The 23,675-nt window shown below is 39.1% G+C and carries 23 protein-coding genes and 1 tRNA gene; 13 read left to right on the forward strand and 11 right to left on the reverse strand.

Annotated features, from left to right (window positions below):
- The first annotated feature begins 91 nt into the window (after positions 1-91).
- The 6 genes from HDE70_RS15125 (at position 92) to HDE70_RS15150 (ending at position 6,231) form a co-directional block, all read left to right on the forward strand.
- Positions 92-173: transfer RNA gene (locus HDE70_RS15125), tRNA-Leu, on the forward strand.
- Between the two features lie 123 nt (positions 174-296).
- Positions 297-1,103 (forward strand): Fic family protein, encoded by an 807-nt coding sequence (locus HDE70_RS15130; RefSeq protein ID WP_183891133.1) that lies wholly within the window; start codon positions 297-299, stop codon positions 1,101-1,103.
- Between the two features lie 588 nt (positions 1,104-1,691).
- Positions 1,692-3,047 carry a trigger factor gene (gene tig / locus HDE70_RS15135; RefSeq protein ID WP_183891134.1) on the forward strand — a complete coding sequence of 452 codons (1,356 nt, stop codon included), beginning with the start codon at positions 1,692-1,694 and terminating at the stop codon, positions 3,045-3,047.
- Between the two features lie 249 nt (positions 3,048-3,296).
- Positions 3,297-3,986, forward strand: a complete 690-nt coding sequence (gene clpP, locus HDE70_RS15140) for an ATP-dependent Clp endopeptidase proteolytic subunit ClpP (RefSeq protein ID WP_183867973.1) — start codon at positions 3,297-3,299, stop codon at positions 3,984-3,986.
- Positions 3,987-3,989: 3 nt separating this feature from the next.
- The gene (clpX, locus tag HDE70_RS15145) at positions 3,990-5,231 is read left to right on the forward strand and encodes an ATP-dependent Clp protease ATP-binding subunit ClpX (RefSeq protein WP_183891135.1); all 1,242 of its coding nucleotides are present in this window, start codon (positions 3,990-3,992) and stop codon (positions 5,229-5,231) included.
- A gap of 136 nt (positions 5,232-5,367) precedes the next feature.
- Positions 5,368-6,231, forward strand: coding sequence for an AMP nucleosidase (locus HDE70_RS15150; protein ID WP_183867975.1), 864 nt, complete (start codon positions 5,368-5,370; stop codon positions 6,229-6,231).
- On the opposite strand, the gene HDE70_RS15155 is transcribed toward HDE70_RS15150, so the two are convergent.
- From HDE70_RS15155 to HDE70_RS15180, 6 genes are read right to left on the reverse strand one after another with little or no spacing between them, the layout of a single operon-like run.
- Positions 6,228-6,731, reverse strand: a complete 504-nt coding sequence (locus HDE70_RS15155; protein WP_183891136.1) for a SixA phosphatase family protein — start codon at positions 6,729-6,731, stop codon at positions 6,228-6,230. The two genes, HDE70_RS15150 and HDE70_RS15155, sit on opposite strands and share 4 nt — an antisense overlap.
- A gap of 8 nt (positions 6,732-6,739) precedes the next feature.
- Positions 6,740-7,720 (reverse strand): glycosyltransferase family 9 protein, encoded by a 981-nt coding sequence (locus HDE70_RS15160; protein ID WP_260160888.1) that lies wholly within the window; start codon positions 7,718-7,720, stop codon positions 6,740-6,742.
- A 12-nt stretch (positions 7,721-7,732) separates the two neighbouring features.
- Positions 7,733-8,224, reverse strand: coding sequence for a D-glycero-beta-D-manno-heptose 1-phosphate adenylyltransferase (gene rfaE2, locus HDE70_RS15165; RefSeq protein ID WP_183867977.1), 492 nt, complete (start codon positions 8,222-8,224; stop codon positions 7,733-7,735).
- Positions 8,225-8,234: 10 nt separating this feature from the next.
- A complete protein-coding gene (gmhA, locus tag HDE70_RS15170) occupies positions 8,235-8,789 on the reverse strand; it encodes a D-sedoheptulose 7-phosphate isomerase (protein ID WP_183867978.1) in 555 nt (184 codons plus the stop codon).
- Positions 8,789-9,772 carry a D-glycero-beta-D-manno-heptose-7-phosphate kinase gene (rfaE1, locus tag HDE70_RS15175; RefSeq protein WP_183867979.1) on the reverse strand — a complete coding sequence of 328 codons (984 nt, stop codon included), beginning with the start codon at positions 9,770-9,772 and terminating at the stop codon, positions 8,789-8,791. Before rfaE1 ends, gmhA begins: the two co-directional genes overlap by 1 nt.
- A gap of 40 nt (positions 9,773-9,812) precedes the next feature.
- Positions 9,813-11,498: a DNA polymerase/3'-5' exonuclease PolX gene (locus HDE70_RS15180; RefSeq protein ID WP_183867980.1), complete on the reverse strand. Its 1,686-nt coding sequence runs from the start codon at positions 11,496-11,498 to the stop codon at positions 9,813-9,815.
- A 116-nt stretch (positions 11,499-11,614) separates the two neighbouring features.
- Here HDE70_RS15180 and HDE70_RS15185 point away from each other — a divergent pair, with 116 nt between their 5' ends.
- Both HDE70_RS15185 and HDE70_RS15190 read left to right on the forward strand, forming a co-directional pair.
- Complete coding sequence (locus tag HDE70_RS15185; protein ID WP_183891137.1) at positions 11,615-12,223, forward strand: hypothetical protein; 609 nt, start codon at positions 11,615-11,617, stop codon at positions 12,221-12,223.
- Positions 12,224-12,280: 57 nt separating this feature from the next.
- Positions 12,281-13,594, forward strand: coding sequence for a hypothetical protein (locus HDE70_RS15190; protein WP_183891138.1), 1,314 nt, complete (start codon positions 12,281-12,283; stop codon positions 13,592-13,594).
- Positions 13,595-13,642: 48 nt separating this feature from the next.
- Here HDE70_RS15190 and HDE70_RS15195 read toward each other — a convergent pair whose 3' ends face one another.
- From HDE70_RS15195 to sppA, 3 genes are all read right to left on the reverse strand, one after another.
- Positions 13,643-13,876: a hypothetical protein gene (locus HDE70_RS15195; RefSeq protein WP_183891139.1), complete on the reverse strand. Its 234-nt coding sequence runs from the start codon at positions 13,874-13,876 to the stop codon at positions 13,643-13,645.
- A gap of 1 nt (position 13,877) precedes the next feature.
- Positions 13,878-14,135: a PD-(D/E)XK nuclease family transposase gene (locus tag HDE70_RS15200; RefSeq protein ID WP_183891371.1), complete on the reverse strand. Its 258-nt coding sequence runs from the start codon at positions 14,133-14,135 to the stop codon at positions 13,878-13,880.
- Positions 14,136-14,213: 78 nt separating this feature from the next.
- The gene (gene sppA, locus HDE70_RS15205; RefSeq protein ID WP_183867984.1) at positions 14,214-15,983 is read right to left on the reverse strand and encodes a signal peptide peptidase SppA; all 1,770 of its coding nucleotides are present in this window, start codon (positions 15,981-15,983) and stop codon (positions 14,214-14,216) included.
- Between the two features lie 94 nt (positions 15,984-16,077).
- Between sppA and folK the strand changes: the two genes are divergently transcribed.
- Positions 16,078-16,575: a 2-amino-4-hydroxy-6-hydroxymethyldihydropteridine diphosphokinase gene (gene folK / locus HDE70_RS15210; RefSeq protein ID WP_183867985.1), complete on the forward strand. Its 498-nt coding sequence runs from the start codon at positions 16,078-16,080 to the stop codon at positions 16,573-16,575.
- A gap of 20 nt (positions 16,576-16,595) precedes the next feature.
- Positions 16,596-16,973, forward strand: coding sequence for an Hpt domain-containing protein (locus tag HDE70_RS15215; protein ID WP_183867986.1), 378 nt, complete (start codon positions 16,596-16,598; stop codon positions 16,971-16,973).
- A gap of 80 nt (positions 16,974-17,053) precedes the next feature.
- On the opposite strand, the gene pssA is transcribed toward HDE70_RS15215, so the two are convergent.
- Positions 17,054-17,737: a CDP-diacylglycerol--serine O-phosphatidyltransferase gene (gene pssA / locus HDE70_RS15220; RefSeq protein ID WP_183891140.1), complete on the reverse strand. Its 684-nt coding sequence runs from the start codon at positions 17,735-17,737 to the stop codon at positions 17,054-17,056.
- Between the two features lie 6 nt (positions 17,738-17,743).
- Positions 17,744-19,492, reverse strand: coding sequence for a transcription termination factor Rho (gene rho, locus HDE70_RS15225; protein WP_183891141.1), 1,749 nt, complete (start codon positions 19,490-19,492; stop codon positions 17,744-17,746).
- Between the two features lie 286 nt (positions 19,493-19,778).
- Here rho and pyrF point away from each other — a divergent pair, with 286 nt between their 5' ends.
- From pyrF to HDE70_RS15240, 3 genes are all read left to right on the forward strand, one after another.
- Entirely contained in the window at positions 19,779-20,609 is an 831-nt protein-coding gene (pyrF, locus tag HDE70_RS15230; RefSeq protein ID WP_183867989.1) for an orotidine-5'-phosphate decarboxylase, read from the forward strand.
- A gap of 127 nt (positions 20,610-20,736) precedes the next feature.
- A complete protein-coding gene (locus HDE70_RS15235) occupies positions 20,737-20,958 on the forward strand; it encodes a PspC domain-containing protein (RefSeq protein WP_183867990.1) in 222 nt (73 codons plus the stop codon).
- Between the two features lie 86 nt (positions 20,959-21,044).
- Positions 21,045-23,675: an FtsK/SpoIIIE family DNA translocase gene (locus HDE70_RS15240; RefSeq protein ID WP_183891142.1), complete on the forward strand. Its 2,631-nt coding sequence runs from the start codon at positions 21,045-21,047 to the stop codon at positions 23,673-23,675.

The following is a 23,675-nucleotide window of genomic DNA, read 5'->3' on the forward strand; positions in this document are numbered from 1 at the left end:
TAGCTGTTTAGAGGTGAAATAAATGCAAAAGGTTTTTGATAATTGATAACTATCTCTATCTTTGCAGTCCAAACAAAAACAATTCCTAACTGCGGATGTGGCGTAATTGGTAGCCGCACCAGACTTAGGATCTGGCGCTTCACGGCGTGGGGGTTCGAGTCCCTTCATCCGCACAAGAATGGTGATAGATTTAATTATCTGTCACCATTTTTATTTTAAGAGGTTTTTTACTTGTATTTTATTTGCGGCTAGTCTGATAAATTAGGTTAATTTTGTACTATTATTTAAGTACAAAAATGAATGAGCTACTCAGAAAATATGATTCACTGGTACTGGAATACAACAAAACAATTGTTGAAAGTTTCAGTATACAAGATTTTAGAGAATACAACGAAATCTTATTTTCGGCCCATAATTGTGCAGTAGAAGGTAATACCTTTACAGTTGATGAAACCCGTGAATTAAGAGAACAGGGCATCAATTTAAAATTGCATAACCGGTCTCTTTATGAAGCTTATGAAATTCTTGATCATTTTAAGGCTTACGACTTTCTTTTTAACAACCCGGATCAGCCTCTAACAGAGGAGTTGATCAAACAGACTCAGAAAATCTTAACAGAAAATACAATCAAGTTTTCAAAAGGCTATGAGCCGGGTGAATATACTGATACTCAAATGGCAGCCGGAGATACGGTTTTCGGTGATTATAAAACCAATATAGCCCTTATGCCCTCTTTAATTGCTTCTACACAAAAAGCGCTTGAAAAAGCTGAACTCCATCCTTTAGACATTAGTGCAAGGTTTCATCAGTTTTTTATCTATCTGCATCCATTTCCTGATGGGAATGGGCGGACCGGGCGTTTAATCTCAAATTTTATACTGGCTAAATTCAATCAGCCTCATGTAATCATTGGTACAGTTGAAAAGGCAGCCTATATTGATGCCTTAAAACAGTCCGCCAAACATCAGGATACGGATATTTTAACTGTTTTTTTTGCTGAAACAGCTATCAGCAGAATGCAAAGAGAAATGGATCAGAAGAAAAATCTAACTCAGAATTTCACTATGAGTTTTAAACCCTCCCCAAAAGGTAAAACGTGCTAAACCCAGTTTCATGGCATAATAAAATCTGACCTTGCAGAGCCAGTCTCCTTTTACCTCCTATACACAAATCTTAAGAATTCAAACAGGTTAATTTTAACAGGTTGCCTGCTTGTTTACAGTCCCATATCTTCTGTTTCTTTTAGTTTTCACGCCTGTTTAAGCTAATGACACGCTGTATATAAATCTGGTTTTCAGCTATGTTTCCTTTCGGTTGTCTCTCAGTTTAATACGGGATTCAAACGGGTTTGATACGGGTCGAGGCGTTTCAAACCCATATCAATCCCGCTTGAAACTGCAACAGAACCCAGCCACAACCTTTGCTGAAATATGCTTTATACCCTGTTCTCTCAATATTTGTCAGGTCTTAGACTAATTCTTAAACCTAATTTTTCACAAAAAATGCGGCTTAAAATAACATTAAAAACACAATTTGATAATTAACTATGTCTTATTCCGGAAAATTAATACTTTTGGCACCTCTATTGAAGAGGGGGTATCGAAGAGTTTATATCCTTCATGCACGTAAATCCTCCGTTAATCCAGTGAGGATTTCAATAAAAAGACATTTAAACACATTGATTTAGAAAGATGAATATTACACAGGAAAAAATTGACAACTTAAATGCAGTTGTAAAGATTAAAATTTCGCCTGAAGATTATACTGAAAAGGTCGATAAAACTATTAAAGAACAAGCGAAAAAATCTACCCTTCCGGGATTCCGTAAAGGAATGGTTCCTGCTGCACATATTAAGAAAATGTATGGTAGAAGTATCCTTGTTGAAACTGTAAACGCTTTATTAAGCGAAAACCTGAATAAATTCCTGACAGAAAATAAAGTTGAAATCCTTGGCCAGCCAGTTCCGGTTGTAGATAACACCAAAGATTTTAAATGGGATGGTACTGATGCTTTTGAATTTGACTACGAAATTGGTCTTGCTCCAGCAGTTGAAGTTAACATCACTGCGAAAGATAAATTTACACAATACAATGTAAAAGCTGATGAGGAGACTTTAGCTTCCCGTATCAAAAACATCCGCCGCAGCTATGGCAAAATGACAAACCCGGAAGTTTCGGCAGACGATGATGTACTTTATGCCGAATTAGCACAACTTTCTCCTGATGGTTCAGTTTTTGAAGGTGGAATTACAAATACTGGTTCTATCCGTTTAGATCAGGTTAAAGACAAAGCAATTTTAAAATCTTTAATCGGGCTTAAAAAAGATGCAGTACTTGAATTAGATCTTCAGAAAGCATTAGGAAACAACCAGGCGGTGATCGCTAAGTTGTTAAACATTGGTGAAGATGAAGCTAAGGATTTACAATCTAAATTCCAGGTAACGGTTAAAAACATCAACCGTTTGGAGGAATCTGATTTGAACCAGGAGTTCTTTGATAAAATATTTGGTGAAGGTATCGTTACTGACGAAGCTGGTTTCAAGCAGAAAATCACAGAAGAAATTGAAGGTATGTTCAAACAGGATGCGGATCGCAAACTGCAAAATGACATGTACACTCAGTTAACTGAAAACGTGAAAATGGATTTGCCGGATGAGTTTTTAAGAAAGTGGTTAAAAGCTACCAACGAAAAATTATCTGATGCAGAACTGGAAGAAGGTTACAATGATTTCGCGAAAAACCTGAAATGGACTTTAATTGAAAACAAAATCATTAAAGACAACAGTATCGAAATTAAATACGAAGACGTATTCCAAACAGCTAAACAACGTTTAGATGCACAGTTCAGAATGTACAGTCCAGCTCCAATGCCGGAAGATCAGTTGTCACAATACACAGCTACTTTCCTTCAGGAAAAAGACAATGCAAACCGTATATTCGAAGAGGTAAAAGCAATTAAAGTTTTTGAATACATTCAATCGGTTGCTACTTTGGACCAAAAAGATATAGCTTATAATAAATTTCAAGAGTTAGTTGAATCTGTATAACAGGTTTCTCAAATTTCTTTAATCTTATCGTAAGGCGGCTTTATTAAAGCCGCCTTACTTATATAAAGCTATTTCTGAGCTGTGTAAATTAATAAGCTGAATTTAAAAAGCTACTTAATTTTACAATAACCAAATAATTTGTCAACTTAGTTTGACTAATTTGGATTTGATAAAAGCAAAATCCCCTGTGAAAAGGGCGCTCAGTCAAACCACAAAACAAAAATAGAAACTCGATAAACTTATATACAGATGAATATAGATAAAGACGAATTTAGAAAATATGCAGTTAAACATCACCGTATAAACGGCTTAAATGTAGATCGTTATATTGGTCACACAAATAGTTCACCAAAAAGCATGACCCCATACATTATTGAAGAACGTCAGTTGAACGTTGCTCAGATGGATGTGTTCTCCCGCTTAATGATGGACAGGATTATCTTTTTAGGTGATGCGATCCATGATGGTAATGCAAATATCATTCAGGCGCAGTTACTGTTCTTACAGTCAACTGATAACAACAGAGATATCCAGATTTATATCAACTCACCGGGCGGATCTGTTTATGCTGGTTTAGGTATTTATGATACCATGCAGTATATCACTCCTGATGTCGCTACAATCTGTACAGGTATGGCAGCATCAATGGGCGCGGTTTTATTAGTAGCAGGTGCTAAAGGTAAACGTGCGGCATTAACACATTCACGTGTAATGATCCACCAGCCTTCAGGAGGTTCACAAGGTGTGGCTTCAGATATGGAGATCAATTTAAGAGAGATGCTTAAATTGAAAAAAGAATTATATGATATCATTTCTGACCATTCAGGGCAGACTTACGAATGGGTGGAAAAAGCATCTGACCGTGATTACTGGATGAAAGCTGATGAAGCTAAAAGTTTCGGAATGATTGATGAAGTATTAGGTTCGAATAAAAAATAGATAATGGCTAAACAAACTAAAGAATCCCGTTGCTCTTTTTGCGGTTCAAGTAAGCAGGATACTTTAATGCTTATTGAAGGGCTTGATGCATACATTTGCGATAAATGCGTGACACAGGCTCACCAGCTGGTGCTACAGGAATTTGGCAATAAACAAGCTAAATCACTGGATGCTGCCGGCCCCCTCTTAAAGCCAATGGAGATTAAAGCGCATATTGACCAATACGTTATTGGGCAGGATGATGCTAAGAAAGTACTTTCTGTAGCCGTATATAACCATTATAAAAGGTTAGGACAGAAGATTGATGCAGTGGATGAGGTGGAGATTGAGAAATCTAACATTATGCTGGTTGGAGAAACCGGTACAGGTAAAACTTTACTGGCGAAAACAATCGCTAAGATCCTTCATGTACCTTTCTGTATCTGTGATGCTACGGTATTAACAGAAGCAGGTTATGTGGGTGAAGATGTAGAAAGTATCCTGACCCGTTTGCTTCAGGCTGCGGATTATGATGTGGCTTCTGCCGAACGTGGAATTGTTTATATTGATGAGGTAGATAAGGTTGCGCGTAAAAGCGATAACCCTTCTATTACCAGAGATGTATCAGGAGAAGGTGTACAACAGGCTTTGTTAAAGATCCTGGAAGGTACTATCGTGAATGTTCCGCCTCAGGGTGGACGTAAACACCCTGATCAGAAAATGATTCCTGTAAATACGAATAATATCCTGTTTATCTGTGGTGGTGCATTTGATGGTATTGAACGTAAAATTGCCAACAGATTACGCACACAGGCAGTAGGTTATAAAGTTAAAAAGGATGACACTGAACTTGACCTGGACAATCTGTACAAGTATATCACACCAGCTGATTTAAAATCTTTTGGTTTGATTCCTGAGCTGATTGGACGTGTTCCGGTATTAACTCACCTGAATCCGCTGGATAAACAAGCATTACGTAATATACTAACGGAGCCTAAGAATTCTTTGTTCCGTCAGTATGTGAAATTGTTTGAATTTGAAGGGGTAAATCTTGTATTTGAAGATGAAGTTTTAGACTTTATCGTAGATAAGGCTATGGAGTATAAGTTAGGCGCAAGGGGATTAAGATCTATTTGTGAAGCTATTATGCTGGACGCGATGTTTGACATCCCGTCTGACCCAACTATTAAGGAACTGGTCATCTCACTCGGATACGCGGTGGAGAAATTTGAAAAGGCAGACTTTAAGAAGTTAAAAGCTGCTTAAAGAATTTAAAATCCCCGTTTTAACGGGGATTTTTTTTTAACTTGTTATTTGACCACAATTAACCAGTATCAGGAGGTTTGTCCTGAAAAGAATGTCCGCTCTGGCTGCTATGGTGCAGTCAATAATTATTAAAGATATGAACGAAGAAAAAGAAGTAAAAAAAGACGAGGCTATTGTAAAAAAATCAAAAAAGAGCAAAGAAGTAGATTCACCAGTAAAAGCGGGTTTGAAATCTAAAGGAGATATAGTTAAAAACTGGTTACCAAGATATACCGGCCGTCCGCTGGAAGAATTCGGAGAATACATTTTACTGACTAACTTCAGTAAGTACCTGCAAATGTTTTCGGAATGGAATGACAATGCACCAATCATGGGATTGGATAAACCAATGCAAAGTGTTACTGCAAACGGAATTACGATTATCAATTTTGGAATGGGAAGCCCGATGGCGGCAACGATGATGGATTTGCTAACTGCAATTATGCCTAAAGCAGTACTGTTTTTAGGAAAGTGTGGTGGCTTAAAAAAGAAAAACCAATTAGGGGATCTGATTCTTCCGATTGCTGCAATCAGGGGGGAAGGTACTTCGAATGATTACCTCCCGGCAGAAGTGCCTGCATTACCTTCATTTGCGTTGCAGAAAGCGATTTCTACGACCATCCGTGATCATTCACGTGATTACTGGACAGGGACCTGTTATACGACTAACCGCAGGGTTTGGGAGCACGATAAGCATTTTAAGAAATATCTTAAAACTTTGAGGGCAATGGCAGTAGATATGGAAACTGCAACAATTTTTACCACTGGTTTTGCCAACAAAATCCCTACTGGTGCTTTATTGTTAGTTTCTGATCAGCCAATGATTCCTGAAGGTGTGAAAACTACTGAAAGTGATAGCACAGTGACTACAAATTATGTAGATACCCACCTTAAAATCGGTATTGATTCACTAAAACAATTAATCAACAATGGGTTGACTGTTAAACACCTTAAATTCTAAACAGGATCGGTGTTTTTAGGATAATCAAATAACCATAGACTTCCTGTATGATGGCTTACCAATGACCAGTCATCAAATGGGAAATCTATGTATACCACACTTGCAGTGGGCAGATTATAGATATGTGCATCAGCAAGATAATTCAGAAAATCTGTTAATCCGGGATTATGCCCGAAAAGTGCCACCCGGTCATATTGCGGATCAAGTTTATTCACTACGGCTAATAAAGCGTTGGTATTGGCCTCGTAAATGGATGGCTCTTTAAGAATACTTTCCTTTGGTATATTCCACGTTTCTGCAAAGTGTTTTGCAGTAGTCAAAGCTCTTTCAGCCGGGCTGCTCACTAATAATTCGGGAATAAGATCCCTTTTACTCATCCGCTCCGCCATTTCAGGGGCATTTTTGTTGCCCCGGTGATTTAACGGTCTGTCAAAGTCAGCAGTTCCGCTTGCCGCCCAGTCCGATTTGCCATGTCTTACTAATACCAGTTGTTTTGCCATCCTTTTTCTTATTCGTTTGAGAAATTAACAATTATCTCCCCCGGAAGTTTTTCCATACAGTCAAAATGTCCAAGCGGGCATTTCTCTAATCCGAATTTAGAGCAGGGCCTGCATGCTAAATCAATACCTGCCAGCAAGGAGTTTTTTATTTTATAAGGATAAACACCAAGTAATTCGGGCGTAGTACCTCCCCAGATAGAGGCTATAGGTTTATCAAATGCTTCGGCAATATGGGTTAGCCCTGTATCAAAACCGATTACTTTATGTGCCTGGGAAACAAGGAATACAGACTGATCCAGATTGGTCAGTCCACAAGTAGAATAGATGTTAGCGCCTACGGCCAGTTTAATCTCTTCTGCGTTGTCTTTGACGTCGTTTCCACCTAGTAATACAATTGGAAGATTAATCCCTTTACAGATCTCTATAATCTTATGATTGGGTAATCTTTTAGTGAAATGTGTTGCGCCAATAATAAAAGCGACAAATTTCTCCTGATGTGTAGCAGGCAGCAGGTCCTGAATCTGATATTCCTTTGCTACATAATAATCAATTGGCTTGTTGTCATTTTCTACCCCTAGAAATTTTACAGTTTCCAGGTAGCGGTCTACTAAATGGTCTTTGGAGAAAAGACTGGTCCATTTGAATTTAAGAGCCAGCCATTTTTTTACCGTGTCTTTTTTATAAGTAGAAGAGGGGATACGGGTCGATAATTTGATGATTGTTGTACGCAGATTATTATGCAGATCAATAATCAGGTCGAATTTCTCAGCTTTTATATCCCTGATCGTTTCTGCCAGAGTTGGTTTTAAGAAGTGTAATTTTGTTAAATATGGGTTTTGCTGATAGATATATTTAAACTGTTCTTTGGTCAGAAAGTGAACTTCACAACCTGGTATTTGCAGTTTTAAACAGCGGATAACAGGTGTGGTATAAATAATATCACCCATTGAACTGAATCTGATAACCAATATTTTTTTAGGTATGCTCAAAAGTCTGGTGGGTTAAGAGTTTTTTATTTTATCGATAATTGCAGTAGAAGAGTATCCGGGTAAAAAGCTTAGTACTTGTACTTTGCCTCCATTTTCAATTACTTCTTTAGCACCCGCAATTTCTTCTATTTTATAATCGCCCCCTTTAACCAGTACATCAGGCAAAACTTTTTTAATGAGTTCCAATGGGGTCTCTTCATTAAAGAAGACCACTGCATCAATGAAAGACATCGAACCTAAAATAACAGACCTGGTGATTTCGTTGTTGACTGGTCTTGATGGCCCTTTTAATCTTTGTACAGAATCATCACTGTTTAAACCGATAATCAGAATGTCCCCTAAACTTGCTGCTTCGGTTAAGTAAGTGATGTGCCCGGCATGTAATAAATCAAAACAGCCGTTCGTAAATACAATTTTCTTGCCTTCACCTTTCCAGTGATTTACGAGTGGGGTAAGTTCAGGTAAAGAAACTATTTTCGGGCTTAAGGAATGATTGGTACTCATGTTCACTAATTTAATATAAGTTATCTACTGCTTTACAAAAGATATGCCCGATCAGAATATGCATTTCCTGTATACGTGCTGTAACATCATCAGGTATAATGATGTTTAAATCGCATAAGTTATTCATCTGACCGCCGTCTCTTCCTGATAAACCTATTATTTTGCAGCCTGATTCTCTGGCCGTGTGTAGTGCCTGGATAATATTAGGGCTGTTACCGCTGGTAGATATCGCTATAAAAAGATCACCAGGACGGCCAAAGGCCTCTACTTGCCTGGCAAATACTCTTTCAAAGCCGTAATCATTACTGATCGCTGTTAAAGCAGAGGTATCTACGGTTAAAGCTATTGCCGGTAGGGCTTTACGGTCTTTAACATATCTGCCGGTTAGTTCAGCAGCTATGTGCTGGGCATCAGCGGCACTGCCGCCATTACCTGCAATTAATACTTTTCCTCCAGAAAGAACGGTATCTGTAAGTAATTTACAGCCGTTTTCGATTTCAGGGACCAGTTTGGCAATAACCTGGTCAATTGTATTTTTATGATGATTCAGTTCTTCTAATACCATTAGTTTGTTGTTTTGATGGCGGCTAAAATTTCATCAACCGTTGTAGTGGCGCTGCCAATGTGTTTAATCACAATAGAAGCTGCATAGTTTGAAATCTGACAGGCTTCTTCTACAGTCAGACCCAGGGTTAAGCAATAAGCAAGCGTTGCAATTACGGTATCCCCTGCGCCGGTAACGTCATAAACTTCAGTGGCCATGACTGGCAAAATCTGATGATTATCCGGGGTAATAATAGCTATTCCTCCTTCGGAAAGGGTCACGATTAAATAGGCTGCATGCGTGGTGTCGAAAATGACTTCAGCAGCTTTAACCAGTTCTTCAGGACTATGTATTTTCTCTGTTTTTGCTGCCTCCGCAAGTTCTTTACGGTTTGGCTTAATCATAAACGAGCCTTTATATTTGGTGTAATCCAGTCCTTTAGGGTCTACGATAATCCGTTTTTGATGTTGATTACAGTAGCCGATCAGTGTAAGGCATAAAGTTTTAGTGAGCAGGCCTTTATTGTAGTCAGAAAGAATGATAATATCGCTTGCTTCAATAGAAGCATAAACGGCTTTCAGGAAGTTTTCTTCCAGCGTAGCAGAAATATCATGTGTTTCTTCGTGGTCTATTCTTACGATCTGATGCGTAGAGGCGATTACCCTCGTTTTTACAGTTGTTGGACGCGACTGATCAGTTAAAATCAGCTGAGTATCAATGTTTTTAGTTTGCAGTATCGCTTTGATTTCTTCTCCAAAACTATCATCGCCAATAATACCGGCAAGAGATACCTGCGCACCCAGATCGATCAGGTTACTGGCAACGTTGGCTGCACCACCAATTATTTTATTTTCTTTTTTGACATTTACAATAGGTACAGGTGCTTCTGGTGAAAGCCTGGACGCACTGCCAATGATATAATGGTCAAGCATCAGGTCACCTATCACAAGGATTTTAGGTTTTTGACTTTGATGGTGTGCATTATATAACTTTTCTGCAAGCATGTTTAAATATTAATGTTCAAAGATAGGTATAATGGTATACTTAAATCCCGGGTTTTACACTGTTAAAAAAAGCAGTAATTTCGGCTAAAGTGAATGCATTTAAGCATTGTTTTGCTTGCAAGCCTCCTTTTCTTCCAATGTATATACCATAGTGCATATCTCTGAAGCCTTCCATACGGTGGGCATCAGGGTTAACCGAAAGCAATACACCTTTTTCCAGTGCATAACGGTGCCATCTCCAGTCCAGATCTAAACGCAGTGGATTGGCATTAATTTCAATGACTACATTATTTGCTGCACAGGCATCTATGATTTTAGCATAATCTATAGGGTAACCTTTACGGCTGAGTAATAAGCGTCCGGTTGGGTGGCCCAAAATTGTTGTATAAGGGTTTTCTACTGCTTTAATCAGCCTTGCGGTTGCTTTTTCTTCATCCATCCTTAAATTGCTATGGACAGAGGCCACAACGAAATCGAATGTTTTGAGCACGTCATCACTGTAATCCAGTGAGCCGTCATTCAGGATATCACTTTCAATTCCTTTAAATATTTTGAAAGGTGCCAGCTTTTCATTGAGGGCATCAATTTCTTTATGTTGGGCGAAGATGCGCTGCTCGTTTAAACCGTTGGCATAAAATGCAGATTTAGAGTGATCACACATGCCAAGATACTCCAGGTTGAGGGTGTCTTTACAGTAAACAGCCATTTGTTCTAAGGTATGCACACCGTCACTCCAGGTAGAGTGGTTGTGAAGACTTCCTTTCAGGTCTTCGTAAGTGATGAGTTCTGGAAGTTTGTTTGCTTTTGCAAGTGTTATTTCGTCTAGTCCTTCTCTAAGTTCCGGAGTCACGAAAGCGAGTCCGGCTTTGCTGTAAATAGCCTGTTCGTCTGCAAAAGGGCCGTCGCCAGCTAAGGCTAAAACTTCAGTGACGTGAGCTTCGTTACCAGTTAGTTTGAAGAGGTTCAGGTAGTAAGTTGCTTTCGGGTAAATGTGTAATTGTATTTTCAAGCCGAAAGTGCTCATCGCTGTATATTGATTTTCTGTTTGTTGTTCGAAAGTAAGGTCTTTCAATAGTGGCAGACCAGATACAACACTTGCCGGATCTGCTGCACCGATCACAAAATCAAGTTCATTGATGATTTCCAGGTATCTGCGGTATTCTCCGGCAACGCTGAAAAGAGCGTCCTTACTGATCTTCTTTAACCAGATTTCCAGTTCTGCCGATAAAGTGCTGACCAGAGTTTCTGCTTGCGCATATAGAAATTTACCCTGAGCAGCCATCTTAAATTCAATGACTTTTTTGATCTCTTCCTGTGTCTTTAATCCAAAACCTCTGGCCTCTATCAAACGGTTTTCATTACAGGCATAATAGAGTTCTCCGATGTTTTCAATGCCGAGGTCTTTCCAGATCACCACAATCTTTTTTGGTCCAATACCTTTGATACCAAGCATTTCAACTATTCCTTCCGGTGTTTCTGCAAGAATGTTTTGCAGTTCTGTCATCGTTCCGGTTTGAAGCAATTCTACAACTTTAGCGGCAGTACTTTTCCCCAGTCCATCGATTTTTTCGATTTCCTCCATGGTTTTACTGCTGATTGCATAAGGCAGCTTGTCTACTTTAAAGGCAGCATTTGCTATTGATTTTATTTTGAAAGGGTTCTCATTGTGGAGCTCCATCAATTGTGAAAGGAGCCTGAGACTACGGGCTATGGTTTTGTTTTCCATCGGGGGTAAAAATAAATAAAAAGAAGCGTTTTTTCGGAACAATGTGTTTCTGATCCTGTTATTATGAATAGTACCTGTTATTTCAGAAAACGTATACAAACTAATATTTGATATTGATGAACAAATTAAATTATACGGGATTGTTGCTGATTGCTATAGCTACGGCTTGTCATTCTCCGGAAGACCAGAAGAAAGACCCTTTTTCAACTGCACATGCAGTTACTGCTAAAGAAGAGCAAAAAATAGATAGTACCAGGCTGATTGTTGCTGGTAAACAGGCCGGTAATATTTACCTTGGGCAGGATATGCAGGCTGTATTTAAGTTATTAGGGAAACCTGATGATGGTGATGCAGCGATGGGAAGTGCACTGGCAATTTGGAATAAGAAAGAACCGTTGCTTATCTTTTCTTCTTATCGGGATAGTAATATGGTGATCAAAGATGTGAAACAGATTTCTGTTTCTGCTCCTGGTTTTAGTACTACAGAAGGAATTCATACCGGTGTAAGTTTAAAGGCATTAAAAGCAGTTTATCCTGAACTTGAAAAAGCGGCCGCTTATACGCATATGAAAACAAAAGCTGAGCTTACAGTCTATGATGCTGTAGCTAAAGGGATTGCTTTTGATGTGCAAAAGGATACTTGTACTGCAATAACAATACATCCTTCTAATAAATCTGTTAACGGGGTTTATCTGACTATGTATCCGGGTTGGAAGAAATTGTAAGCTGCGATGCTGGTTCTCCGGAATATACTTATCTTATGAGGATATCATTTTATTCCTATGAAAAAGAACTTAAGCAAAACAATGCTGTATATTTTATCCCTGATTTTCTTTGGAGGGATTGCATCGTGCAAAAAAGACAATACTTCTGCTAATCCGCCTTTGGTGGTCAAAAACGGTGCAGCAGATACGCTGGCTGTTTTATTCCGGAATTCGTACCGGGTGTATGAAATGCAGCGGAATGCGATTGGGATTTACAGAGACTCCAAATTATTTAAAGGAACTGATTATCATCCGGCTTCTGTAGCCAATATCGGCATTGGACTGGTATCGCTTTGTATTGCGGATCAAATGAAATGGGTTCCGGATGCAGATAAACAGGCGATCATTACTTTAAGAAGTATTCTTGCCCGCGATAAGACTTTTAAACTGGATATCAATACCGCTGGATTTCCGAGGCATTTTGTGAATATGGAAACTGGTGCACAGGAATGGGGTTCTGAATATAGCACGGTTGATGCGGCTATTATGGTTTCAGGAGCTTTGTTTTGTAAGAACTATTTCAAAAATAACCAGACAATTTCCGGGCTTGCAGATTCTTTATATCAGTCTATTGACTGGTCAAAGGCAATTGCTGATCCGCTAACTGGTAAGTTATATCTTACACTTGATGCAAACGGGAAGGGGATAGGTACTACTTCAGTTTATAATGAATACATGCTGCTGGCTCACCTGGCTTATAAAGCAGAGAATGGGAAGGGAGGGCCAGCAACTAATTTATGGACTAATTTCTACGCGAATACGGCTAATCTGCCTAAATCGAATTATGCTGATTATGAGCTCCTGACTGATTATCCGGGTTCTTATCTCTCTGATTTTATTCCTCAGTTTTGCTATTATCTGTGTCAGCCGTATTCGGCAAGCCCGGCTTATATGAATTATATGAAGAATACAATGCTGGCCGATCAGCAGTGGTGGACAGGTACGGCTGTTGCAGCACGTTATGAATGGGGGCTGGGAGCAGGGAGTGATCCTTCCGGTTATCATGCAAACAGGATTAATGATAATGCCGGACAGGTAGTTTCTCCGCATATTATAGGTGGTTTTATTCCGGTTAATCCAACTGCAAAGAATGATTTAATGAGTTTGTACAGAACTAATAAAGGTGTTTACAAGCTTCCGGGAACTGCTTATGATATTTTATGGAGATATAGTAAGAAGGATCCTGCCTGGACTGCGAATGAAGTTCAGGGGATTGATTATTCAACAATGCTTTTTGGATTGGCTACTTTAACTGAGCATTGTGGTAAAGATTTTTTCACTGTGAATAACAATTACAAGTTTCCTGTATTTGCTTTTGTGAGTGCGAAATGATTAAAACAAAAGGTGAAGGCTATAATTATCCTATAGCCTCACCTTTTGTTAAAGGCCTTCTATTTCTTCAATAGAGAGTGAAGTAAATCCGGCAATTTTAATAAGATCAAAATTCTCTTCTTTCATTTTTCTTGCAATGGCCAGGGCAGTTTCATATTTCCCTTTTTCCAGTCCTTCTTTTTCTGCTCTTTCTATTTTACATTCCATCAAGCCTATATCGTCTTCCTCTTGCTGTAAAATCGATATGTATAAAAGTTGTTGCTCTGGTGATAATTCGTTCATTTCAGCGATCTTCAAAATTATCATGTGCTGCCCGCTGCATCTCCACGATAAATTGCTCGCCCTTGTCTCCGGTACATAACAAATCGAAGAAGATCTTTTTATCCTCCTTGTCATCACCAGCGAGTTCAGTTGGATTATATACAAGATCAATGATGTGTTTTTCTCCCTCGAACAATGCGTTTAAAAAGGCGATCATGATTTCTTTATTAGGCTCGCCGCCGAAAAGATGTTTGAATCCAAAATCTGATAATGGATCAATGTATTTATTCGTGCGACAAAAAAAGCCGTCTCACAATTACTCGTGAGACGGCTTTTTTGCCTTTTAATAACAATGACGTTATTGAATATTGATTTCGAATGGCATTCTTGCCTGAATACCGCTGTTTACCACTACTTTTTTCAATTGCTGATATAACAGAAAGTTTTCTCCGAATTCCTGTTTTGCATAATACATTCTTACATTATCTCCTGCATCCGATAAGAAAGATTTTAATGGATCTATTTTCTCAGGATATTCTACGATTTTATAACTGCTTAGTTTCGCTTTTTTACCAGCGGCAACAATCGCATCATTAAAGCTGCCAATCTTATCTGCCAAACCGATTCTTACTGCATCAGTACCTATCCATACGTGGCCCCCGCCTATGGAGTCGATATAAGCTTTAGAACGCTTACGTCCTTCTGCAACGCGGCTGGTGAAAGTATCATATACATGGTTAACATCCGTTTGAATAATTAATCTTTCACCCGGAGTTAAAGGACGGTTTGTACTCATGATATCAGCGTACTGACCGGTTTTCACACCATCAAAAGTAATTCCTATTTTATTGGTTAACAGATTCTGAAAATTGGGAATAATCCCGAATACACCGATAGAGCCGGTAATGGTATTTGGCTGTACAAAAATAGAGTCGGCTGCACAAGCGATATAGTAACCGCCCGAAGCTGCAACATCACCGAAAGATGCCATTACAGGTTTTACTTTTTTAGCCAGTACAATTTCTCTCCAGATTACATCTGATGCCAGTGCGCTACCGCCACCTGAATTTACGCGAAGTACAATAGCTTTAATTTTATCATCCTGTCTCGCTTTTCTGATCGCACGTGAAATGCGCTCTGAACCGATAGATTCATCACTGCCTTCACCACCTGTAATATCGCCGTTGGCATAAATGATCGCTATCTTGTTTTTGCTTTCAGTGCTTTCCTCTTTCTGATTGGTTGCATAATCATTGATGCTGACAGTAGCAATAGTTTCCTTCCTGCCTGTTCCGCTCAAGGCTTTCAATTCATCAATAACTTCATCTTTGTATTTAAGGCCATCTATCATTTTATAAGTTAATGCATCCTTAGGAGCCTGAATTCTATAAGTATCGGCCATTTTATACAAACTATCTTTTGGGATATTCCTGGATACAGAGATGCCTTCCAGGAAAGTACTGTATAAACCACCAAGGTAAGCGGTAACCTGCTGACGGTTATAATCACTCATTTTAACATTTGTGAATGGTTCTACAGCACTTTTATAATTACCGACGCGGATAATCTGTGCTTCTACACCCAGTTTTTCCATTGCGCCTTTAAAAAAGGTTAGCTGAGAACTAAAGCCTTTGAATTCTAAAGCACCTTGTGGGTTCAGGTAAACTTTATCAGCTACTGAAGCCAGGTAATAAGCGTCTTGTGTATAAACTTCGCTATAAGCGATGATCTTTTTCTTACTGGTTTTAAAGTCGATTAAAGCATCCCTGATTTCTTTTAAGGTTGCTTTTCCTGCTCTTGGAGAGCTTACATTCAGATAAATACATTTAATGTTATCATCTGTTTTTGCTCTTTTTAAAGCTCTCATCAGATCGTTAAAGCCCAGGCTTTTTCCTACATTCGAACCTATAATAGGCAGGTTGTCCAGTGTTTTGTTTGGCGTACGCTCTTTAATGGCCTGGTCAAGATTAAGATAGAGCACAGAGTTACTGACAACATCCACAGTTTTGTCGCTATCTATTGAAGAAACCAGTGCGACCACAAAAACTATAAAGAAAATGGCAATAAGAAAAGTGGAAATGATAATTCCTACGACGGTAGCAAAAACATATTTAAAAAATTCTTTCATGTGGATGTTTAATATTTAATTTGTAAATATATTAAGAAACTCCCTGAGATTTATCAACTAAATTCGGGCGTGCTCTTAATGAATTAGCTTTTATATGGGATTGGATTACAAAACGGTTTATTTGTTACTGGGAAGTAACCTGGGAGAAAGAAAAGAGCTAATTGAAGAAGCTATTTCAAAGATTGAAAGCCGTATTGGGTCAATAGTCTCCAAATCAGCTTTATACGAGACTGCTGCCTGGGGAAACGAAGATCAGCCTCCTTTTTTAAATGTAGCAATTGGTGTTGAAACAAACAAAACTGCTGATTTGGTGTTGGACTTAGCATTAGAGATAGAAAAGGAACTGGGCAGAGTAAGATTGGTGAAGTGGGGCGCACGGCTGATTGACATTGATGTGATTTTATATGGACAGGAAATCATCAATGATGGAGAGCGGTTACAGGTTCCCCATCCAAGGATGCAGGACAGGAGGTTTGTACTGGAACCCTTAGCAGAAATTGCCGGGGAAGTTGAGCATCCTGTGTTTAAACAGCGTATATCAATGTTATTATCTTTATTAAAAGATAATTTAACTGTATATAAAATATTATAAATTTACTAGTTTTGTTTCAAATGATTGACGAAGAAAAAAATAACAGCCCCCTTGATCTGTCTTATCTCCGGGATATGTCTGGTGACAGTGCTGAGTTTATGATTGAAATGATCGATATGTTTAAGGTACAAACACCTTTGTATGTGGCAGATCTTGAACAGTCATTTGAGGCTCAGGACTGGGAAAAGATGGCAGGCTATGCTCATAAAATAAAACCTACGCTATCTTACGTAGGCAGGGAAGATGCCCGCGGACATCTCCAGCTCATAGAAAATAACGCACGTGATCTGAAAGATCTTGAGGATATGCCACGTGCATTGAAAGAGTTAAACGAATTTGTAGAGATTCTGTACAGACAGCTTGATGAAGCGAAAGCAGAATTGGCAAAAAGGCTGTAAAGAAATCCTTAAAAAACAAAAAAGCTGTCAGTGAATCCCATGAGATCCGCTGACAGCTTTTTTTATATCAGGTCAATTGATTACAGCTTCGGCACGCGCCTGAAGTGTAATAAAGATAAAGCAATGTAAAGTACCAGTACAAATGGAACCGCAGCGAATTGCAAAAAAGCAACTAATATTGCTGAAAGAATCAGAAATATGAACTTTATTTTATTCGGTTCCCATTTAAATGAACTGAATTTCAAAGAAAAAATCCTGATTTCGCTGGTGAGCAGAAAACTCATGATCACTGTAATGGCCACCAGTAAAACAGAAGAGCCAATCAATGCCGGATAATCTTTCTGGATAAATGGCAGAGACACGATAAACAGGGTATTCATAGGTGTATTTAAACCGATGAAATCTTCTGTCTGCCTGGTATCTATATTAAACTTAGCCAGACGCAGTGCGGAGAAAATAGTCATCATAAAGCCCAGATAAGGCAGGTACGGAGAAGAAAAATCACTCTGTGTGAGTAACTGGAACATCACCACCCCTGGCAAAAATCCGAAACTTACCATGTCTGCTAAAGAATCAAGCTCTTTACCGATAGGGGATTTCACATGCAGCAATCTGGCTGCGAAGCCGTCAAAAAAGTCGCATATACCGGATATTAACACCGCATATGCTGCAATATTTAAGTCTCCTTTAAATGCAAAAACTACGCCTATACATCCCGAAAAGAGGTTGGCACAGGTTAATGCATTGGGAATGTGTTTCTTCATATCCGACTAGCTGTTCATAGAAATTAAGAACTCTTCGTTAGTTTTTGTGTTCTTGATTTGTGCCTGAACAAACTCCATAGCCTCCTGTGCATTCATATCTGCAAGGTGGTTACGTAAGATCCATACGCGTTGTAAGGTATCTCTGTCATGTAATAAGTCATCTCTACGGGTACTTGATGCTGTGATATCAATAGCAGGGAAGATACGTTTGTTAGACAATTTACGGTCTAATTGTAATTCCATGTTACCTGTTCCTTTGAATTCTTCGAAAATTACTTCGTCCATTTTAGAACCTGTATCTGTTAATGCAGTTGCTAAAATAGTTAAAGATCCTCCTCTTTCAATGTTACGGGCAGCACCAAAGAAACGTTTTGGTTTATGTAAAGCATTTGCGTCCACACCACCAGATAAGATTTTACCAGATGCAGGAGCAGTTGTATTGTAAGCACGGGCAAGGCGTGTAATCGAATCCAGCAGGATCACTACATCATGTCCGCATTCTACTAAACGTTTTGCTTTTTCCAATACGATATTGGCAATTTTAACGTGACGTTCAGCTGGCTCATCAAAAGTAGAGGCGATAACTTCTGCGCGTACACTTCTTGCCATATCTGTTACCTCTTCCGGACGCTCATCGATCAGTAAAATGATCAGATAAACTTCAGGGTGGTTTTTAGCAATTGCATTGGCAACTTCTTTCAGCAGATTTGTTTTACCTGTTTTAGGTTGTGCAACGATCAAACCACGCTGACCTTTACCTATTGGGGTAAATAAGTCAATGATACGGGTAGAGTAGTTATTGGTTTCTGTGAAAAGATTTAATCTTTCTGTCGGGAATAGTGGGGTCAGGTAGTCGAAAGGGACTCTGTCTCTTACATCAGCTGGTAAACGGCCGTTGATTGTTTCTACTCTAACCAGGGGAAAATATTTCTCGCCTTCTTTTGGAGGGCGGATACTTCCTTTAACGGTATCTCCGGTTTTTAAACCGAAAAGTTTGATTTGAGATTGTGAAACGTAAATATCATCCGGAGAAGAAAGGTAGTTGTAATCTGCCGATCTTAAAAAACCATATCCATCAGGCATAATTTCCAATACACCTTCGTTGGTGATGGTATTATCGAAATCCAGGTTTGAATAACTGTTTTCGTTTTGCTTCTGATTGCTATTGTTACCGGTGTTGTTATTATTATTGTTGTTATTTTTTGGTCTGTTGTCTTCTCTTACAGGTTTTGCCTTTTTAATTTCGGTATGCGCTGTAACAGCTGGCTGAACAGCTTGTCTTTCTTCAGTTCGTGGTGCCGGGGCAGCAACTGGTGCCGGAGTTTCTGATTGAACATTTCCATCTGCTGCTGCGGCTGCTACTGGTGCAGCTTCAGGCTGAGCCTGTTCTTCTTGCTGTGGCGTATCGAATAAAGATGCTCTGTTGAAATTATTACCGTTATTAGTTGCCGGAGCTTGTTCTGCTTCGTCTTTAGGAATACGTGTCCTTTTTCTAAGCGGTTTCTCTGCTGTATTAATTTTCGGAGCTTTTGGTTTAGCTGTTTTTGCCGGATTTTCTTTGACAGTATCCTCACTGATTGCTGTTTCAGGAACATCAATGGCAGGTGCAGCTTCAGGTTGTTGTTCACTGATTTGATGAATAACTTCAACCAATTCAGCTTTACGCAAATCATCAGCATTCAAGATCCCCTGAGATTTTGCTAACTCCCGCAATTCTGCAGTAAGTTTTTCATTTAATTCTGTTTTGTTAAACATTATGTGGGTGTAGAGAAATTTTTATAAACGAAATTATTTATCAGTAGATCAAGCAAAAAAAATGCAATTATGAATTTGAAAATAGAACAAATTTTTGTGAGATTTTCTGGAATGATCAGATAAACTTTTGAGAATTATGTTGCAATTGTATGTAATTGTATCCTAATCTCCAAGTAAAAACGAAAATTGTTATAAAGATTTTACTTAATTATGTGCAAAACTCATCTTAAATAGGCTCTGAATTGCTGTAGAAAATTTGGCATATTTGCGCATAATCTAAGCCCAAATGAATAAGAAGCAACTATTTGAACAAATTCAAGACAAAAAATCGTTTTTATGTGTTGGACTCGATCCGGTATTGGAAAATCTCCCAAAACACCTGTTAAGTTTTGAAGATCCGATATTTGAATTCAATAAACAAATTATTGATGCGACCAAAGATCTGTGTGTTGCGTATAAACCAAACACAGCGTTCTATGAATCAAGAGGTTTGAAAGGCTGGGAGAGTTTACTGAAAACATGGGCTCATATTCCTGAAGATATTTTTACCATTGCAGATGCGAAAAGAGGGGATATTGGGAATACGTCTGCGATGTATGCAGATGCTTTTTTCAATGCTGAGAAATCGGGAATGAGTTTCGATGCAATTACTGTTGCCCCTTACATGGGAAAAGATTCTGTAGGGCCTTTTTTAAAGTATGAGGACAAATGGGTGATTTTACTGGCGCTGACTTCAAATGAAAGCCATAGTGATTTTCAATTGTTTGAAAACGGAGAGGGGAAGCTTTATGAAGAAGTGATCCGTGTATCTTCGAAATGGGGGAGCAGTGATCAGCTGATGTATGTTGTTGGGGCTACAAGAGGAGCTGAGTTTGCAAATATCAGAAGACTTGCGCCAGATAATTTTCTACTGGTTCCTGGTGTTGGTGCACAGGGCGGAAGTCTGGCAGATGTCTGTGAATTCGGCCTGAATGATACCTGTGGCTTACTGGTTAATTCATCGAGAGGGATTATTTATGCAGGTAAAGGGGAAGATTTTGCGGAGAAAGCAAGGGAAGAGGCTTTAAAATTGCAGCAGGAAATGCAGGTAATCCTTGAAAAATCAGGTTTATTATAAGTTTCCGGGCAATAAAAAAGAAATCTTGATCTGAGAAAAAATGTTTAAATTGCTATTGGCTTTGGTGTAAATAAGGACTCCTGTTTGAGGTATGATTATTGCAGCTGCCCGTTATTAAATTAAAAGCATGTTTCAGAGCATCGTTACCTATTTCGAAAAGCAAAGTTTTGGGGTCTGTACTTATATCGCAGACCGTTTTGACATGTCGATCAGTAAAATCAGATTATTCTTTATCTATTCTTCTTTTCTGGCAGTAGGTTTTCCTATTGTTTTTTATATCATGGCTGCGCTTATTTTAGATGTCCGCCATTATATCAAAAGGATCAGACAGCGGATTTGGGATTTATAAATTTATTGTGCTGTTATAAATCAGCATAACAGAAGTCATACAACTATATATTTTATATTTGTTGTTTATTAATACAGTTACGAAAAATGTCGTTAAGGGGAAACCAATTTAAATCTAATTCATTCAAAAACGAATACGGGGAGAAGCCAGGTTCAAAAGCATCGTCCAAAGAACCAAGAGCAAGATTTGAACGGATACCTTCACTGAATTTTCAGGATGAAAGGGTTTTGAAAATTGCAGGCTTGTTTTTCCTGGTTCTATCCATCTATTTCCTTGTGGCTTTCACTTCCTACCTGTTTACCTGGCAGGAAGATTATAGTTATGTAATTGATGCAAATGGTGGCTGGAGCAATCTTTTTAAAACAGTAGAAGAACTACAGCAGCATAATATCCCTTTTGTGGTACAAAACTGGCTGGGCAAGTTTGGTGCCTTATTATCTCATCAGTTTATCTATGAGTGGTTTGGTGTCGCTTCCTTTTTATTTGTTTTTGTTTTCTTTGTCATCGGTTACCGCTTATTATTTAAGGTCAAAATATTTACACTGGAAAAAACACTGGGTTACAGCTTGTTTTTCCTGCTGTTCCTATCGCTTACTTTTGGGTTCCTGCATTCTTTCATTGCTGATTCCCCACACTATCTGGAAGGTGAAATTGGCTACTGGACTAACCGTTTACTGGTTGCCCAGGTCGGTGTAACCGGAGTTGGCGGGCTGATTGCCTTTTTAGGACTGACGATTTTAATCATTGCTTATAACATCGACTTCAAATTCCCTGAAAGGGTACGTGTTGAAGAAGAGGAAGATATTATCCCTGAAGCTTCTGGAAATGCTTTCTCAGACTTCAAAGAACCTGTGGAAAGGGTTTCTCCTGTGGAACGTCCATCGCCTGTGGCAGTGAAAGAAAATATAGAACGTCCTGATCAGATAGAGTTCACTTTAAATGACAGGCTGGCTTCTGAACGTAAAAAAGAACAGCAGAATATTACATTGACGCCAAGTCGTTTCGAAGAGAAGGAAGCTGAACCGGAACCGGAATTTATTGTGCCAAAAGCACCTATAGTAAATGTGATGAATGCACCGATCATTCTTTCTCCGGCAGTAGAGCCGATTAAGGAATTGATCTTTGAAGAAGTTAAACCGGAACCGCAGCTAACGATTCAGAAAACTGAAGAGGAAAAGAAATCAGATGATCTGGTAGAGCAATTTGGTAATTATGATCCTACACTGGATCTGTCAAGTTATGTTTATCCTCATTTAGAATTATTGGAGAACTACGGTTCGAACAAGATTTCTGTCAATGCAGACGAGTTAGAGGCTAACAAGAATAAAATTGTTGAGACACTGAATCATTATAATATTGAGATCGATAAGATCAAGGCTACGATTGGCCCGACGGTAACGCTTTATGAGATTATTCCTGCTCCGGGAGTCAGGATCTCAAAAATCAAGAACCTGGAGGATGATATCGCTCTGAGTTTAGCAGCATTGGGTATCCGTATTATTGCGCCGATGCCCGGAAAAGGTACTATTGGTATAGAGGTTCCGAATATGCATCCGGAGATGGTATCCATGAGAAGTATTCTGAATACTGAAAAGTTCCAGAAAACGGAGATGGATCTGCCTATTGCTTTAGGAAAGACGATTTCTAATGAAGTTTATATTGCCGATCTGGCTAAAATGCCCCATTTACTGGTCGCAGGAGCAACCGGGCAGGGTAAATCTGTCGGTATTAATGCAATCCTGGTTTCCCTGTTGTATAAGAAACATCCTTCGCAGCTTAAATTTGTCCTGGTCGATCCAAAGAAAGTGGAGCTGACATTGTTTAATAAGATCGAAAGACATTTCCTTGCGAAACTTCCGGGAGAGGCTGATGCGATTATTACGGATACTAAAAAGGTAATCCATACTTTAAATTCATTGTGTATTGAGATGGATCAGCGTTATGATTTGTTGAAAGATGCACAGGTCAGGAATCTGAAGGAGTACAATGAGAAGTTCATCAAAAGGAAGCTGAATCCAAATAATTCACACCGTTTTTTACCTTATATCGTACTGATTGTAGATGAGTTTGCCGATTTAATGATGACCGCTGGTAAAGAGGTGGAAACACCGATTGCCCGTCTGGCCCAATTGGCGCGTGCGGTAGGGATTCACCTGGTATTGGCTACGCAGCGCCCTTCGGTAAATATTATTACGGGTACAATTAAGGCGAATTTCCCGGCGAGGCTTGCTTTCAGGGTATTGTCTAAAATTGACTCGAGAACTATCCTGGATAGTGGTGGTGCAGATCAGCTGATTGGTCGCGGGGATATGTTATTATCTACCGGAAATGATCTGATCAGGTTGCAATGTGCGTTTGTAGATACACCTGAGGTTGATCGTATTTCTGAGTTTATCGGTAATCAGCGTGGGTATGCAGAGGCTTATCAGTTGCCTGAATATCTGGATGAGGCGGCAGAGTCTGCTAAGTCTGATTTTGATCCGAATGATCGTGATTCGATGTTTGAGGATGCAGCCAGACTGATTGTGATGCATCAGCAGGGATCGACTTCTCTGATACAAAGGAAAATGAAACTGGGTTATAACAGAGCGGGCAGGATTATTGATCAGCTGGAAGCTTTTGGTATCGTTGGCCCTTTTGAGGGAAGTAAGGCAAGAGAGGTATTAGTGCTTGATGAGCATGAATTGGAACAGTTATTGAGCGGCCTGAAGAAATAA

Source organism: Pedobacter cryoconitis, from assembly GCF_014200595.1.
GTDB classification, from domain to species: domain Bacteria; phylum Bacteroidota; class Bacteroidia; order Sphingobacteriales; family Sphingobacteriaceae; genus Pedobacter; species Pedobacter cryoconitis_C.

Coding starts and splice junctions, on each gene's coding strand:
- HDE70_RS15240 (WP_183891142.1), top strand. CDS start 21,045: ATGTCGTTAAGGGGAAACCAATTTAAATCTAATTCATTCAAAAACGAA.
- clpP (WP_183867973.1), top strand. CDS start 3,297: ATGAATATAGATAAAGACGAATTTAGAAAATATGCAGTTAAACATCAC.
- HDE70_RS15155 (WP_183891136.1), bottom strand. CDS start 6,731: ATGGCAAAACAACTGGTATTAGTAAGACATGGCAAATCGGACTGGGCG.
- folK (WP_183867985.1), top strand. CDS start 16,078: ATGGGATTGGATTACAAAACGGTTTATTTGTTACTGGGAAGTAACCTG.
- tig (WP_183891134.1), top strand. CDS start 1,692: ATGAATATTACACAGGAAAAAATTGACAACTTAAATGCAGTTGTAAAG.
- rfaE1 (WP_183867979.1), bottom strand. CDS start 9,772: ATGCTTGCAGAAAAGTTATATAATGCACACCATCAAAGTCAAAAACCT.
- gmhA (WP_183867978.1), bottom strand. CDS start 8,789: ATGGTATTAGAAGAACTGAATCATCATAAAAATACAATTGACCAGGTT.
- HDE70_RS15215 (WP_183867986.1), top strand. CDS start 16,596: ATGATTGACGAAGAAAAAAATAACAGCCCCCTTGATCTGTCTTATCTC.
- HDE70_RS15130 (WP_183891133.1), top strand. CDS start 297: ATGAATGAGCTACTCAGAAAATATGATTCACTGGTACTGGAATACAAC.
- HDE70_RS15190 (WP_183891138.1), top strand. CDS start 12,281: ATGAAAAAGAACTTAAGCAAAACAATGCTGTATATTTTATCCCTGATT.
- rho (WP_183891141.1), bottom strand. CDS start 19,492: ATGTTTAACAAAACAGAATTAAATGAAAAACTTACTGCAGAATTGCGG.
- HDE70_RS15185 (WP_183891137.1), top strand. CDS start 11,615: ATGAACAAATTAAATTATACGGGATTGTTGCTGATTGCTATAGCTACG.
- pssA (WP_183891140.1), bottom strand. CDS start 17,737: ATGAAGAAACACATTCCCAATGCATTAACCTGTGCCAACCTCTTTTCG.
- sppA (WP_183867984.1), bottom strand. CDS start 15,983: ATGAAAGAATTTTTTAAATATGTTTTTGCTACCGTCGTAGGAATTATC.
- pyrF (WP_183867989.1), top strand. CDS start 19,779: ATGAATAAGAAGCAACTATTTGAACAAATTCAAGACAAAAAATCGTTT.
- HDE70_RS15150 (WP_183867975.1), top strand. CDS start 5,368: ATGAACGAAGAAAAAGAAGTAAAAAAAGACGAGGCTATTGTAAAAAAA.
- HDE70_RS15180 (WP_183867980.1), bottom strand. CDS start 11,498: ATGGAAAACAAAACCATAGCCCGTAGTCTCAGGCTCCTTTCACAATTG.
- HDE70_RS15235 (WP_183867990.1), top strand. CDS start 20,737: ATGTTTCAGAGCATCGTTACCTATTTCGAAAAGCAAAGTTTTGGGGTC.
- clpX (WP_183891135.1), top strand. CDS start 3,990: ATGGCTAAACAAACTAAAGAATCCCGTTGCTCTTTTTGCGGTTCAAGT.
- HDE70_RS15195 (WP_183891139.1), bottom strand. CDS start 13,876: ATGAACGAATTATCACCAGAGCAACAACTTTTATACATATCGATTTTA.
- rfaE2 (WP_183867977.1), bottom strand. CDS start 8,224: ATGAGTACCAATCATTCCTTAAGCCCGAAAATAGTTTCTTTACCTGAA.